Raw genomic sequence first — 14,155 nt, 5'->3', positions numbered from 1 at the left:
TGACGTTTTGCTTGTTTTGTTCAGTTTTCAAAGAACTCTTGTCCCAAAAGCGACCTCTTTAATATATCACTTTCGAATACTATTGTCAACAACTTTTTTCTTGTTTTATTCAACCTTCAAAAGTTGTTGTTGCTGTGTTTCAGCGACATTTAATAATATATCACGATCATATATATACGTCAACACTTTTTCTATAAAAAATAAGGAGACTTTTCAAGTTTTTGAAAAGTCTCCTTATCTTACAAGATAAATTGGCTAATAACAAGAAGTGCACCTATTCCTGAGAGTCCCAGAACACCTGAAACTGCTGTAGTTAATACGTTAATTGGTACATGAATATCAAATTGCGCTCCAAAAGTATTGATAAAAAACAGTAATAGTGCTCCTATCACGCATTTGGTAAGCACTTGTCCTACTAAACCAAAAAGTTTTACTTTACCGCCAGCAAGCAACAGAATAACTATTAATCCTATGATCGTTGAAATAACCAAAATCGGTTGCATCCACGTTTCCCCTTTCAAATATTTCTTCTGTTACCTATATGTATGTCCATATTTAACTTTCATAACTTTCTTAAACAGAAAAAACGGGAAAATGTTTGGCTACATTTTCCCGTTTGAAATATTTCGATGCTTTGCTTCTTTTAAGAGGTAAAGGTACTTTGCTTTTGCTACTTTCATACTAACAAGAACATCTTCAGATGGATCTACACTTTGCTCAATATAGCGCGATTGTTTCAACCAGTGAGCTTTTGTATCATTAAAGCCATTTAATAGCTCTTGATCAAATTCTTTTCGTAGCCATCCTTTTCGCTTAAACAACATAAATATCTAACCTCATATCTATTTTATTACTTAAACGTCTCTTCTTCCCTCGAGCGCTTTTGAAAGAGTCACTTCATCTGCATATTCTAAATCTCCACCTACAGGTAATCCATGAGCAATGCGCGTCACTCGAATTCCAGTTGGTTTTAAGAGGCGAGAAATATACATCGCTGTTGCTTCTCCTTCAATATTAGGGTTGGTTGCTAAAATAACTTCTTCTATAACTTCTTCTTCTTGTAACCTCTTTAGAAGAGCTGGGACATTAATATCCTCAGGTCCTATCCCATCCATAGGAGAGATAGCCCCATGAAGAACATGATAGAGTCCTTGATACTCTTTCATTTTCTCCATGGCAATTACGTCTTTCGGATCTTGAACGACACAGACTACACTTCTGTCTCTTCTTGTATCCTGACATATATAGCACGGATCTTGATCAGTAATATGGCCACATGTGGAACAATAGGTTAGGTTACGTTTAGCATTTACAAGCGCTTTTGCGAAATCTAATACCGTATCCTCTTTCATTGTAAGGACAAAAAAGGCCAAACGAACAGCTGTTTTCGGTCCTATTCCTGGTAGTTTCATAAAACTATCAATTAGTTTTGAGATCGGTTCAGGATAATGCATATCTTATAGTCCTGGAATGTTTAGACCTTTGGTAAACTGACCCATTGTTTGATTTGTCACTTCTTCTACTTTTTTCAATGCATCGTTTGTCGCTGCCATCACAAGGTCTTGTAGCATTTCGATATCTTCTGGATCCACTACGTCTTCTTTAATTTTCACTTCAATAATTTCTTTGTTACCATTCACAAGAACGGTTACCATACCGCCTCCTGCTGTACCTTCCAAAGTTGTGTGCGAAAGCTCTTCTTGAGCCTTTTGCATATCCTTTTGCATTTTTTGCATTTGTTTCATCATTTTTTGCATATTACCCATACCACGCATAGTTTGTTCCTCCTAATTATTATTCTTCTACCTCAATAAGCTCTTCACCAAATAGTTTTTTGGCTTCTGCAATTAAAGGATCTTCCTCATCGCTTGAAGAGGATGTTCCTCCCTCACTTTCTTGGCCTTTGAGGAAACCTTGCCTAATTTGCTCCCAGTCTGGCTCAGGAACAGCAATCATTGTAAGCTGACTACCTACTAAAGTATATAAAATGTTTTCAAGGTTATCACGTACATTATTATTATTTTCAGCAGCCATTTTACAGTGGATTTCATATTTAAATTTTAACACAAATGAATCAGACGATGCTGCAACAGGTTCACTATTTAATAACAAAGCTGCATGTGAAGCTTTATTTTGCTGCCTAAGCGTTTCTAACACTTCAGCCCAATTACGTCGAATGGCATCTAGATCTTTCCTGGTTGCTTTCCCTAAGATGTCATATATTCGGTTTGTGGGTACTTTGTAAGAACTTCTTGGAGAACGAGTAGGCTTTTTATCTTGTGCACTCTCTTTAATACCTTCTTCTACTCTTATTCCTTGTTCTTTCAATTGTTGAATTTGCATTTCTAGTTGTTTAACTTTCTCTGTGAGATCATTTGTTTCAGAAGACGCAGGTACACTGGCTCTTCTTTGTTCCTGACAAAGCTTAACAAATAACACCTCTAGCAATACACGCGGATGGTTCGTCCACTTCATTTCTTGTTGTGCTTCATTTAGCTTATGGATGATCTCATAAATTTGATCCATTTCTAGATCATTACTCAATTTCTTAAACTCTTCACTTATCACTGCTTTTTCAAACATATTTTCTAATGCAGGATTAGTTTGATATAGAAGTATGTCTCGATAGTAGTAAATAATATCTTCTAAGAAACGGTTTGGATCTTTGCCGTTTTGAATTAGTTTATCAATTGCATCTAAAGCCTCTACTGTATTCTTCTCATATACGGCCTTTGTAATACGTAGAAGAAATTCCTGCGAAACCGCACCGGTAATCAACAGAACGTCCTCTAATGTTACAACATCATCACTATAAGAGATGGCTTGATCTAATAGGCTTAACGCATCCCTCATTCCACCTTCTGCAGCTTTAGCAATTTCATATAGTGCCTGATCATCTACTTTAATATCCTCAGAAGATAAAATCGATTTCATACGAAATACGCTATCCTCAGGTGAAATGCGTTTAAAGTCAAATCGCTGACAGCGGGAGACAATAGTAAGAGGGATTTTATGCGGCTCTGTAGTGGCTAGAATAAAGATGACATGTGGAGGAGGCTCTTCAAGAGTTTTTAATAATGCATTAAAAGCTCCTATAGATAGCATATGAACCTCATCGATTATGTACACCTTATATCGTACTGAGCTTGGTGCATATTTTACTTTATCACGAATATCCCTGATTTCATCTACGCCATTATTGGAAGCTGCATCAATTTCAATAACATCTGAAATTGATCCATCCATAATTCCACGACAAGATGCACACTCATTACAAGGTTCTGCAGTGGGTGCTTGTTCACAGTTTACTGCTTTTGAAACAATTTTAGCGGCCGTCGTTTTTCCTGTACCACGTGGACCTGAAAATAAATAGGCATGGGAGAACTTTTCCTGCAATAAGGCATTTTGTAATGTTTGAACAATATGTCGTTGTCCTACCACGTCCTCAAAACTTTGCGGTCGATACACCCGATACAAAGCTTGATATACCACTACGTCCCCTCCTCTTTCATTTATTAGTAATGTTTTTATTATAGCGTACTAAAACCCTTTTTTTCAAAAGGGAATAAAAGCTTCTACTCATATCAAAAAGCCTACTCGGTAACGAGTAGGCTTAAGTTGATTATATAAATTATAACTGCCGTGCACCTTCCGTCGATTAGCCACCCTAGGCGTTACTCAAGCAGTTAGCTCGGTCCCGGCACTCCCACGGCACATGAGATTTTCCACTTACTGCTGCTTCCTTCCGGACCTGACAGGGTTCATGGATTCTCATTGCGTAGGACCAAGACGTCAACACCACTTACTTGAGGCAGACCCTAAAGTGAACTAACCTCAAGAAGGAATTCAGCCTCGCTAGAGCGGATTGCGAGTACAGGGCACCGCTACCTCCCCGCTTAGCACGGCAAAATTGATACCAATAGTTAAGTTGCATCAGAAGTGATGCAAGTACAAGTATAAGTCTTTTATATAAAAAATGCAACGTTTAGAAGCTGTAAGTTATTGTAAAAGGTTTTTCTGCTGTTTTTGCTCTTTTTTACGCTGACGTAAAGAACGAAAAAACTTTGTCAGAAGCATTCCACATTCCTCTTCTAAAACACCACCGACCACTTCTGCCTGATGATTAAATTTTTCAAACTGTAAAAGATTCATGAGCGTTCCTGCACATCCACCCTTTGGATCATAAGCACCAAACACTACTCTTTTCACTCGTGAAAGTACAATTGCTCCGGCACACATCGCACAAGGTTCTAGCGTCACGTACAGAGTACTTTCATCTAATCGCCATGTTTCAAGGTTCTTACAAGCTTCATCAATTGCTAATAGCTCGGCATGAGCAACGGATCGCTGTTCTGTTTCCCTTAAGTTATGCGCTGCAGCAATTACGTTTCCATCATGTACGAGAATTGCTCCAATCGGAACTTCTAATATTTGTTCTGCTTTGTTTGCTTCCTCTATAGCTAACATCATATAACGTTCATCTTCTGTCAATCTTCTCACACCTTATCATTACAATGAAATATTATTGTCTCACTTTAGACAACCTATAAAGGTTACCATTTGGACTACTCTTAATTGTAATGGAGGAATGCATAAAATGAAATCTGCTTTAATTATTATTGACATGATTAATGATTTTAATTTTGAATATGGACGTTCTTTATCTACGCAAGCAAAAATTATTGCTGAAAACATCGCCCACTTAAAGAAGGAACTCACGAAAAAAAATTGTCCAACTATTTATGTAAATGATCATTATCAACTATGGCAAGCCGATTTTACTAAAATTATTGAGCATTGTTACAACGATCAAAGCAAAGATATTATTGATCTACTGCGTCCCACAGATGATGATTATTTTCTTATCAAGCCAAAACACTCCATTTTTTATGGAACGGCTCTTACCATTCTTCTATCCAATCTATCCGTTGATACACTATATTTAACCGGACTAGCAGGTAACATCTGTGTCCTTTTTTCTGCTAATGATGCTTATATGCGAGAATACAATTTAATCGTTCCCTCAGACTGTATTGCCTCAAATGTAAAAGAAGATAACGAATTCGCTTTAAAAATGATGAAAAATGTCCTCAAAGCTTCAATAAGACCGATAAGGGATTCCCTTAATTAAATCATGTATAACTTCCTTTCCTCATATAATCAACAGAAAGAGATTACACTGGAGGGGAAAATATGCAAATTTACGTCGTAAAACCAAAAGATTCTATTTATACGATTAGTCGTTTATATAATGTACCTCCCGATCTTATTATAAATGCTAACCAATTACCGAATCCCAATCGATTAGTGGTTGGCCAAGCAATTGTCATTCCAACTACCGGGAGCAGTTATCTTGTTCAGCCGGGTGATACTATTTGGAAGATCGGTCAAAAATTCGGTGTAAGCTATCAAAAAATCGCTAACGCCAATGGAATTCCTGTGACACAGCCTTTGCAAGCGGGAAAAAAGATAACTATTCCTCAAAAACCACAACGACCGGGCGAGTTTTTTGGCTACATCGAAACATCTAATCGTAAAATTACGCCTGAGATAGAAAAATTGGTGGACCAGAATGCGATTGATTTGACCTATTTAGGCCCAGCGAACTTTGAAATAAAGAGAGATGGTACATTAAAAGCACCTGATCTTAACAACTTTGCTGAAATTACCAAAGAACACAAGGTAGCCTATTCAATGGTTCTCACCAATATTGAAGACGGGGCTTTCAGTGACAAACTAGGAACAGTCATTCTGAACAATAAAGACATTCAAGATAAATTGCTTAATACAATTGTCGAGACAGCTAAAGCGAAAGGCTTTAAGGATATCCACATGGATTTCGAGTTTTTAAAAGCCGAAGATAAAGAGGCTTATTTGGCTTTTTTACGAAAGGCTAAGGAACGATTAAATAAGGAATCTCTTCTGATGTCAGTAGCACTCGCACCCAAAACAAGCGCTAACCAAAAAGGCCAATGGTATGCTGCCCATGACTATAAGGCAATTGGTGAGATAGCAGACTTCGTTATTATTATGACTTATGAATGGGGATATAGCGGTGGTCCACCTATGGCTGTATCACCTATTGATCCTGTTCGTGATGTTTTAGAGTATGCAGTGAAAGAGATTCCTTCCGCAAAAATTTTAATGGGTCAAAACCTTTATGGCTATGACTGGACTCTTCCTTATCAAAAGGGTGGAAAGCCGGCCCAAGGAGTGAGCCCACAACGAGCCATCCAACTGGCAGCAGAACACAATGTAGCCATTCAGTATGACCAAGAAGCTCAAGCTCCTCACTTTACTTATCGAGATCAACAAGGAAAGCAGCATGAGGTTTGGTTTGAAGATGCCCGATCGATACAAGCAAAGTTCAATCTTTTAAAGGAGTTGAACTTAAGAGGAATGGCTTACTGGAAACTAGGTCTCCCATTCCCTCAAAATTGGCTACTACTAGAAGATAACTTCCAAGTCGTGAAAAAAGTATAACCTCCCAACAGACAATACCTTCTTGTATTGTCTGTTTTCATTATCCATATTTACCCTATTTATTTTCTGATATTTTACCCCGTCTCTACCCCCACTGTGTTAAAATAAAATCTGTCTGTTTTAAAGTTGCGTTTTTTTATTAGAGGAGGGACTGATTGTGGGAGCGATTCCCTTTATTACTGTCGAAGGCCCCATTGGGGTTGGAAAGACATCCTTAGCAAAATCAATAGCTCAACATTTCCAATTTCACTTATTAAAAGAAATTGTAGACGAGAATCCATTCCTAGGAAAATTTTATGAAAACATTGAGGAATGGAGCTTCCAAACCGAGATGTTTTTTCTCTGCAATCGCTACAAACAACTAGAAGATATTCAAACCCTTTACTTGCAGAAAGATCTACCTGTTGTTGCCGATTATCACATTATGAAAAATATGATTTTCGCACAGCGTACTCTAAAAGATGCTCAGTACGGTAAATACCTTGATATTTATCGCATTTTGACTTCAGATATGCCAAAGCCAAACATTGTGATTTATCTAAACGCTAGTTTGGACACATTATTAAAAAGAATTAAATTACGTGGCCGAGAGATTGAAAAGAAAATTGATCCAGGTTACCTATACCAGCTGAAGGTCGATTATGAAGTAGCAATGAATAAATTTGAACAAGAAAATCCAGATGTAACGGTATTGCGCTTGAACGGTGATGTGATAGATTTTGTTCAATATCGTGAACATCTAGACGTTGTTCTTGCCAATATTCATGACATTCTTACCCAAAGGAGCCGTGTATAAATGGATTTACGAAAAAAATATAATATTCCTAGTGATGCTGTATTAACTATTGCCGGAACGGTTGGAGTTGGAAAATCAACAATGACTACAGCTCTTGCCAATGCCCTAGGATTTCGCACATCATTTGAAAAAGTAGATACAAATCCTTATTTGGACAAGTTCTATGCTGATTTTGAGCGTTGGAGCTTCCATTTACAAATCTATTTCCTCGCTGAACGTTTTAAGGAACAAAAGAAAATCTTCGAATACGGTGGCGGTTTTGTCCAAGATCGTTCTATCTACGAAGACACAGGGATTTTTGCGAAGATGCATCATGAAAAAGGCACCATGTCTCCTGTTGATTATGAAACATACACAAGCCTTTTTGATGCTATGGTGATGACGCCATATTTCCCTCACCCTGATCTGCTCATTTATTTAGAAGGTAGCTTTGATGATATTGTGAGCCGTATACAAAAACGCGGTCGCCCTATGGAGCAACAAACGCCAATTGATTATTGGAAGGAAATGCACGAGCGCTATGAGAATTGGATTAATAACTTCAATGCTTGTCCGGTATTACGTTTAAATATTAATGAATATGATATTTTAAACGAAGATCACTCGATCGAACTTATTATTGAAAAGATTTCTCGCTTTTTACATCACAGCGAGAAACTAAAAAGAAGAACAGCTATTTATACGAAATAAAAAAGAAGCCCTGGCTGTCAGGGCTTCTTTTACTATATTTTAGACATTAAAAAAATCGCTACCGAAGTAACGATTTTATATCTCCAATTTATGCGCGTTGTTAACTAATTAAAATATGGAGGAGGAAGGGGGATTCGAACCCCCGCGGGCTGTTACACCCCTGTCGGTTTTCAAGACCGATCCCTTCAGCCGGACTTGGGTATTCCTCCGTTCTGACATGATTAAATATATCATATAAAAAATAGAGAGTCAACACTATTTTTTATATTTTTTTAAAAAAGAGGGGAGATTTTTTCTCCCCCTTTTAAAACAAATTCATTAAGGCAGTTTGATAACCTCTTTGTTCCCCATGTATGGACGTAATACAGTTGGAATAACAATAGAACCATCTTCTTGCTGATAGTTTTCTAAAATCGCAGCTACTGTACGACCAATCGCTAATCCAGATCCGTTTAATGTATGAACATGTTCTGGTTTACCATTTTTCTCTCTTCTAAAGCGAATGTTAGCACGTCTTGCTTGGAAACCTTCAAAGTTAGAACAAGAAGAAATTTCACGGTAGCTATCGTAGCTTGGAATCCATACTTCAATGTCATATTTCTTCGCAGCAGTAAATCCTAGATCCGCTGTGCACATGCTGAGAACTCGGTAAGGAAGCTCTAACAATTGAAGTACCTTTTCTGCATGGCCTGTTAACTTTTCTAACTCATCATAAGAATCTTCTGGTTTAACGAAGCGAACAAGCTCTACTTTATTGAACTGATGCTGACGAATTAATCCACGTGTATCACGACCCGCGGAACCCGCTTCTGAACGGAAACATGCACTGTATGCCGCATAAGCAATCGGAAGTTGATCAACGCTTAAGATCTCATCACGATGTAGATTCGTTACTGGTACTTCCGCAGTTGGGATTAGATAGTAATCTTCTTTTTCAATTAAGAACGCATCTTCTTCGAACTTCGGAAGCTGACCTGTTCCTGTCATGCTTGCACGGTTTACCATATATGGAGGTAGAATTTCTTGATAGCCATGCTCATCATAGTGCAAATCCATCATGAAATTAATAAGGGCACGTTCTAAACGAGCTCCTAACCCTTTGTAAAATACAAAACGGCTACCCGTTACTTTTGCTGCACGTTCAAAATCAACGATATCTAAATCAGTTCCTAAATCCCAGTGTGCTTTTGGTTCAAATGAGAAGTCTCTTACTTCTCCCCATTTACGTACCTCTACGTTATCATCTTCAGATTCACCAACTGGTGTAGATTCATGAGGAATATTTGGAATAGATAACAACAATGCTTCTAACTGTTCTTCTACACCTTTTAATTCGTCATCTAAAACTTTAATTTTGTCTCCTACTGTACGCATTTCAGCGATAAGGTGATCCGCATCTTTCTTTTCACGCTTCAATACTGCTACTTGCTGAGAAACTTCATTACGCTTGCTTTTCAGCTCTTCTCCTTGAGAAATAAGCTCTCTTCTTTTTGTATCTAGATCTTCAAAACGGCTTAGGTCAGTTAAATCTTCCCCACGGTGCTGTAATTTTGTTTTTACTTCTTGAAAATTAGCACGTAAAAATTTTAAATCGAGCATTGTAAAACCTCCTAATTTTATCGGATTAAACACAAAAAACTCCCGTCCCCTGGAAAGGGACGAGAGTTTACCCGCGTTGCCACCCTAATTGAAAGTATAATCCTATACTTTCCTCTTACAAAAATAACGGTTATCACCGAAACTACTTACTTAATTTCAGTAGTTCACTCCAGGATGGATTCACAAGTCCCAACCACCGATTTCCACCAACCACCGGCTCTCTAAAGGATGGATCCACTGCTACTACTTCCTATCATCGTTTTATTGTTGTTCATTTGAATATCCATAATGTACTACAAGTTTTCACAAGATGCAATGCTTTTATACCGTTTTCTAGACAGAACTTGTAAGGTTTTCACTCTATCAACAGGATAAAGGAGCATTCTAAACATGAATTGCTTGAAAATAAAAATAAGCACACAGTTTGAGCTGCATGCTTATTTTTGGTTAGAACCAGGCTTTTACATTGTCTGAAGCACTTGTCCAAACGTCTGAGAAAAAGCCGCCAATGCTTTGCATCGATAATGCAAACCAATTTGCTTTCTCCACACCTTTTGTTGTAACTACAGGTACTTGAACTGCCTTTTGATCCGTACCATACAAGTTATCTGCCGTTGTATTATCCTTCGCTACAAGTGCAGCTTTGCCTACTTCCTGGCCTTTTTTGAACGGTGCCATTAAGTGGCCATTTTTATCAACAAGCTTGGAATCGGCATCAAACTTCACTTGATACTTGTCTTCCTCACCCTTTTTTAGTAGTACTTTTAGAGGCTTAGATGTTTTAATTGCTACGCTATCTTCTTTACCCTTTGCTACAGCCAACGTTTTATGACCTTTAATTGTTGTATTAGCAGGAATAACTTCCTTCATTTTAAAATTATCAAAGCCGTAATCCAACAATTTAGCTGTTTGAGTAAAACGAGCATTCATCTCTGGTTTACCATTTTTCTTCCCGCTCATAATAACCGTAATATAACGAACGCCATTTTTTACAGCTGTACCTGTAAAGCAGTATCCGGCAAAATCCGTATGACCGGTTTTTAATCCATCTACACCCTTATATTCAAAGGTTAATTCAGGTAACATCCAATTCCAATTGGCCATTTCTGTTTGAGAATGAGTACCTTTTCCAAACACTTTTTTAGGAATCTTTGAAATTTCTAATGCTTCTGGATGATCCTTAATAAGGTGAGAAGCTAATTTTGCTGTTGCACGTGCAGACATCACATTTTCATCAGTAGGCTTTGTCCCTTTGGGATGCATACCTTTTAACAATGAATTACTTAGACCCGTTGCATTGACAAATTTATAACTTTCAAGACCTAATTTTTTTCCTTCATCATTCATTAATTTAATGAAATTTGCTTCTGAACCATTTCCTAGTTTCTCTGCTAGAGCAATCGTCGCTCCGTTGGCCGAATAAATAGCCATTGCTTCATACAAATCTTTTACCGTGTACTTATCCCCTTCTAGAAGTGGAACGTTTGATAATCCACGATCTTGAGAAATAACGGATGAATATTTACTAATAGGAACTTCGTCCGTCCACTTCATTTTGCCTGCTTTAATAGATTCAAGAACTAAATATTCAGTCATCATTTTTGTCATACTCGCGATACCTAATACAGCATCTGCATTTTTTTCATATAAAATTTGACCAGTGTCTGCTTCCACTAAAATAGCGGCACTAGCATCAATATCTGGCTCATTACTTGCTGCATAAGCTTTTCCTTGAGCAGAGATCAAAACTCCACTAACTGAAAGCAAAGCGGCAAACATCACGATCAATAACTTATGTAGCTGCTTCTTCACTCCGATACCCTCCATAACCATTTTCACATAAACGTTATTTTATCATATAACCTGATAATTGAGTAGATGAAGAAGTCCCCTATCTAGTCACAAAAACGAAAAAAATCTCCCTTGTAAGGGAGATTTTAAAGGATTAGCTTAATGAATAGTTAGGAGATTCTTTTGTAATTTGCACGTCATGTGGATGACTTTCACGTAATCCTGCACCCGTCATACGAACAAACTGTGCATTTTCTCTTAGCTGCTGAAGATCTGCTGTGCCACAATAACCCATACCAGATTTTAAGCCGCCAAGTAGTTGATAAATCGTATCGCTTAAAGGTCCTTTGTAAGGAAGACGTCCTTCAATACCTTCTGGAACAAACTTTTTATTATCTTCTTGGAAGTAACGGTCTTTACTGCCTTGCTCCATAGCTCCAACAGAACCCATTCCACGATATACTTTGAAACGACGTCCTTGGAAGATTTCTGTTTCTCCTGGGCTTTCCGTTGTACCTGCTAATAAGCTACCCAACATAACAACATGTCCACCTGCTGCTAAAGCTTTTACGATATCACCAGAGTATTTAATACCGCCATCCGCAATTACTGGGACACCGTATTTTCTTGCTTCCGTTGCACAATCATAAACAGCAGTGATTTGAGGAACTCCCACACCTGCTACAACGCGTGTTGTGCAAATAGAGCCAGGTCCAATACCAACTTTAATCACGTTTGCTCCTGCTTCAATTAATGCTTTGGTTGCTTCAGCAGTAGCAACATTTCCAGCAATGATGTTTAATTCAGGATATGCATCGCGAATTTTACTTACTGTATCTAATACACCTTGTGAATGACCATGTGCTGTATCGACTACAATTACGTCTACATGGGCCTTAACTAATTTCTCCACGCGAACCATTGTATCAGCCGTTACACCAACTGCTGCACCTACTAGAAGGCGTCCGTGAGCGTCTTTAGCTGAGTTAGGGAATTCAATTACTTTTTCAATATCTTTGATCGTAATTAAACCTTCAAGTACGCCAGCTTCATTTACTAAAGGAAGTTTTTCGATTTTATATTTCTGTAAGATTTTCTCTGCTTCTTCTAATGTGGTACCAACTGGGGCTGTGACAAGATCTTCCTTTGTCATAACATCTGAAATGGTAATGGAATAATCTTGGATAAAACGCAAATCACGGTTTGTGAGGATTCCAACTAATTTTCGTTCTTCTAGGTTATTGACGATTGGGACACCTGAAATACGGTATTTCCCCATCAAGTGTTCTGCAGCAAATACCTGATGCTCAGGTGTTAAGAAGAAAGGATCTGTAATAACTCCGCTTTCTGAACGTTTAACTTTATCAACTTGCTCGGCTTGCTGTTCGATAGACATATTTTTGTGAATAATACCTAAACCACCTTGTCTTGCCATCGAAATAGCCATATCCGCTTCTGTTACAGTATCCATCCCTGCACTGATAAACGGAATATTTAATTTTAATGTTTCGGTTAGCGTGACACGAAGATCTGCATCTTTCGGAAGAACTTCGGATTTCGCTGGAACTAGTAAGACATCATCAAATGTTAAACCTTCTTTTACAAATTTGCTTTCCCACATTATAGAATCCTCCTCTTAGCGACAAAATATTATTAGTAGATTAACAATTCGATAAAGAACTGTCAATAAAACGGGGATATATCAGATAATTCTAAAAAAGGATGAGTATGATGGATAATCGAAATAAAACATGGAATGGATATATGAAATACTTCTCTGCTCCCTATACACAAAAATATTTATTTCATTGCTATGAGCGAAAAAAGCTCGAAAAAGCTGAGCAAAAAAGTTACGAGAACTGTTACCCATTTATTTATTATTTGGAGCATGCTAAAAATTATTATGAACTTTCCACACATTCCCCACTTTCCATAAAGCCAGTTTTACTGTTTTATGGGATGACTCAGTTATTTAAGGCATGCCTGCTCACAGTGGATGCATCATATCCACATAACACCTCCGTACTAGCACACGGAGTGACTACACGTAAAAGGAAGAAGCAAAGTTATGATTTTTTAGATGATGAAGTAAAAGTTCAAAAGAATGGATTATTTTCACACATCAGTGCCAAAATGTTTCACATGGAACATTTGGAAGGAAACAAATATTCCATGTCTTCATTAATGTCTCAAGTAGTCGAAATGACCTCCCTACATCAGGAAGCTGCAAAACCGTTAAAAATAAACACGAATTGGAGTCGCCGTGAGATTGAGTTTCCTACGTTCTTTCTGGATTTGTTTCACATGAATACAGAACGATTTCACAGTTATATAAAAGGAAAGGCTACGTTTGGTATACAAGCAAATGAGGAGAAAAAGAAGAGCATTTCATTTAGATTGCTTGAGAAAAGTATTAACTTATCTTGTTGTTCACCCTTTATGTATCATTTAGACGAAGATGCACTGTACTTTCCTAATAAAAGGGAAGGAACAACTTTCTTTCCCGAACCACTTAGTCACTATTTGGTTTTGTATAATTTAAGCATGATCTCCCGCTATGAAACGGAATGGTGGTATGAGCTACTACATACGTACTCATCTCATGACTACCCATTCATTACCCACTTTTTATCTATCACCGAAGAGAAGATTCCGTTTCTTCTCCTCAGCTATTTAAAACACAACGAAAAAGGGTTAGTCAATTGACTAACCCTTTAAGTGTGCCTGGCGATGTCCTACTCTCACAGGGGGAAACCCCCAACTACCATCGGCGCTCGAGAGCTTAACTTCCGTGTT

At 37.8% G+C, this 14,155-nt stretch carries 14 protein-coding genes, 1 tRNA gene, 1 rRNA gene, 1 other RNA gene and 1 other annotated feature; of the genes, 5 read left to right on the top strand and 12 right to left on the bottom strand.

What is annotated here, in order from left to right; all coding sequences use genetic code 11:
* Positions 1 to 239 precede the first annotated feature (239 nt).
* From AMD01_RS08995 to tadA, 7 genes are all read right to left on the bottom strand, one after another.
* Entirely contained in the window at positions 240 to 503 is a 264-nt protein-coding gene (locus AMD01_RS08995; protein WP_053401073.1) for a pro-sigmaK processing inhibitor BofA family protein, read from the bottom strand.
* Between the two features lie 99 nt (positions 504 to 602).
* Positions 603 to 824: a YaaL family protein gene (locus AMD01_RS08990; RefSeq protein ID WP_053401072.1), complete on the bottom strand. Its 222-nt coding sequence runs from the start codon at positions 822 to 824 to the stop codon at positions 603 to 605.
* Positions 825 to 854: 30 nt separating this feature from the next.
* The gene (gene recR / locus AMD01_RS08985) at positions 855 to 1,454 is read right to left on the bottom strand and encodes a recombination mediator RecR (protein ID WP_053401071.1); all 600 of its coding nucleotides are present in this window, start codon (positions 1,452 to 1,454) and stop codon (positions 855 to 857) included.
* 3 nt (positions 1,455 to 1,457) lie between these two features.
* On the bottom strand, positions 1,458 to 1,775 hold the full coding sequence (locus AMD01_RS08980; protein WP_053401070.1) for a YbaB/EbfC family nucleoid-associated protein: 318 nt from the start codon (positions 1,773 to 1,775) through the stop codon (positions 1,458 to 1,460).
* A gap of 19 nt (positions 1,776 to 1,794) precedes the next feature.
* Complete coding sequence (gene dnaX / locus AMD01_RS08975; RefSeq protein ID WP_053401069.1) at positions 1,795 to 3,492, bottom strand: DNA polymerase III subunit gamma/tau; 1,698 nt, start codon at positions 3,490 to 3,492, stop codon at positions 1,795 to 1,797.
* 148 nt (positions 3,493 to 3,640) lie between these two features.
* Positions 3,641 to 3,905, bottom strand: an RNA gene (gene ffs, locus AMD01_RS23490) — signal recognition particle sRNA large type.
* Positions 3,906 to 3,999: 94 nt separating this feature from the next.
* Positions 4,000 to 4,491: a tRNA adenosine(34) deaminase TadA gene (tadA, locus tag AMD01_RS08970; RefSeq protein ID WP_157052672.1), complete on the bottom strand. Its 492-nt coding sequence runs from the start codon at positions 4,489 to 4,491 to the stop codon at positions 4,000 to 4,002.
* Between the two features lie 97 nt (positions 4,492 to 4,588).
* Between tadA and AMD01_RS08965 the strand changes: the two genes are divergently transcribed.
* From AMD01_RS08965 to AMD01_RS08950, 4 genes are all read left to right on the top strand, one after another.
* The gene (locus AMD01_RS08965) at positions 4,589 to 5,131 is read left to right on the top strand and encodes a cysteine hydrolase family protein (protein WP_053401068.1); all 543 of its coding nucleotides are present in this window, start codon (positions 4,589 to 4,591) and stop codon (positions 5,129 to 5,131) included.
* 62 nt (positions 5,132 to 5,193) lie between these two features.
* Positions 5,194 to 6,483, top strand: a complete 1,290-nt coding sequence (locus tag AMD01_RS08960; protein ID WP_053401067.1) for a glycoside hydrolase family 18 protein — start codon at positions 5,194 to 5,196, stop codon at positions 6,481 to 6,483.
* A gap of 157 nt (positions 6,484 to 6,640) precedes the next feature.
* Positions 6,641 to 7,279, top strand: a complete 639-nt coding sequence (locus AMD01_RS08955) for a deoxynucleoside kinase (protein WP_053401066.1) — start codon at positions 6,641 to 6,643, stop codon at positions 7,277 to 7,279.
* A complete protein-coding gene (locus AMD01_RS08950) occupies positions 7,280 to 7,969 on the top strand; it encodes a deoxynucleoside kinase (RefSeq protein ID WP_053401065.1) in 690 nt (229 codons plus the stop codon).
* Positions 7,970 to 8,085: 116 nt separating this feature from the next.
* Here AMD01_RS08950 and AMD01_RS08945 read toward each other — a convergent pair.
* From AMD01_RS08945 to guaB, 4 genes are all read right to left on the bottom strand, one after another.
* A tRNA-Ser gene (locus AMD01_RS08945) sits at positions 8,086 to 8,178 on the bottom strand.
* Positions 8,179 to 8,287: 109 nt separating this feature from the next.
* A complete protein-coding gene (gene serS, locus AMD01_RS08940; protein WP_053401064.1) occupies positions 8,288 to 9,568 on the bottom strand; it encodes a serine--tRNA ligase in 1,281 nt (426 codons plus the stop codon).
* A gap of 52 nt (positions 9,569 to 9,620) precedes the next feature.
* Positions 9,621 to 9,834: a binding site (T-box leader), on the bottom strand.
* 181 nt (positions 9,835 to 10,015) lie between these two features.
* Positions 10,016 to 11,380, bottom strand: coding sequence for a serine hydrolase (locus AMD01_RS08935; protein WP_053401063.1), 1,365 nt, complete (start codon positions 11,378 to 11,380; stop codon positions 10,016 to 10,018).
* Between the two features lie 133 nt (positions 11,381 to 11,513).
* Positions 11,514 to 12,980, bottom strand: coding sequence for an IMP dehydrogenase (gene guaB, locus AMD01_RS08930; protein WP_053401062.1), 1,467 nt, complete (start codon positions 12,978 to 12,980; stop codon positions 11,514 to 11,516).
* A 110-nt stretch (positions 12,981 to 13,090) separates the two neighbouring features.
* On the opposite strand from guaB, the gene AMD01_RS08925 reads away from it, so the two are divergent.
* Entirely contained in the window at positions 13,091 to 14,065 is a 975-nt protein-coding gene (locus AMD01_RS08925) for a YaaC family protein (RefSeq protein WP_053401061.1), read from the top strand.
* A 16-nt stretch (positions 14,066 to 14,081) separates the two neighbouring features.
* On the opposite strand, the gene rrf is transcribed toward AMD01_RS08925, so the two are convergent.
* A 5S ribosomal RNA gene (gene rrf, locus AMD01_RS25060) occupies positions 14,082 to 14,155 on the bottom strand; the annotation flags it as partial.

Origin of the sequence: Priestia koreensis, assembly GCF_001274935.1 — a bacterium.
Lineage (GTDB): Bacteria > Bacillota > Bacilli > Bacillales > Bacillaceae_H > Bacillus_AG > Bacillus_AG koreensis.
The sequence above is the reverse complement of the archived record's forward strand: the minus strand, read 5'-3'. Positions and strand labels throughout refer to the sequence as shown.

What these genes read in the sequence shown, in the direction of transcription:
- AMD01_RS08995 (WP_053401073.1), bottom strand. Translation starts at nt 503, where the DNA reads ATGCAACCGATTTTGGTTATTTCAACGATCATAGGATTAATAGTTATT.
- AMD01_RS08990 (WP_053401072.1), bottom strand. Translation starts at nt 824, where the DNA reads ATGTTGTTTAAGCGAAAAGGATGGCTACGAAAAGAATTTGATCAAGAG.
- recR (WP_053401071.1), bottom strand. Translation starts at nt 1,454, where the DNA reads ATGCATTATCCTGAACCGATCTCAAAACTAATTGATAGTTTTATGAAA.
- AMD01_RS08980 (WP_053401070.1), bottom strand. Translation starts at nt 1,775, where the DNA reads ATGCGTGGTATGGGTAATATGCAAAAAATGATGAAACAAATGCAAAAA.
- AMD01_RS08965 (WP_053401068.1), top strand. Translation starts at nt 4,589, where the DNA reads ATGCATAAAATGAAATCTGCTTTAATTATTATTGACATGATTAATGAT.
- AMD01_RS08960 (WP_053401067.1), top strand. Translation starts at nt 5,194, where the DNA reads ATGCAAATTTACGTCGTAAAACCAAAAGATTCTATTTATACGATTAGT.
- AMD01_RS08950 (WP_053401065.1), top strand. Translation starts at nt 7,280, where the DNA reads ATGGATTTACGAAAAAAATATAATATTCCTAGTGATGCTGTATTAACT.
- serS (WP_053401064.1), bottom strand. Translation starts at nt 9,568, where the DNA reads ATGCTCGATTTAAAATTTTTACGTGCTAATTTTCAAGAAGTAAAAACA.
- guaB (WP_053401062.1), bottom strand. Translation starts at nt 12,980, where the DNA reads ATGTGGGAAAGCAAATTTGTAAAAGAAGGTTTAACATTTGATGATGTC.
- AMD01_RS08925 (WP_053401061.1), top strand. Translation starts at nt 13,091, where the DNA reads ATGGATAATCGAAATAAAACATGGAATGGATATATGAAATACTTCTCT.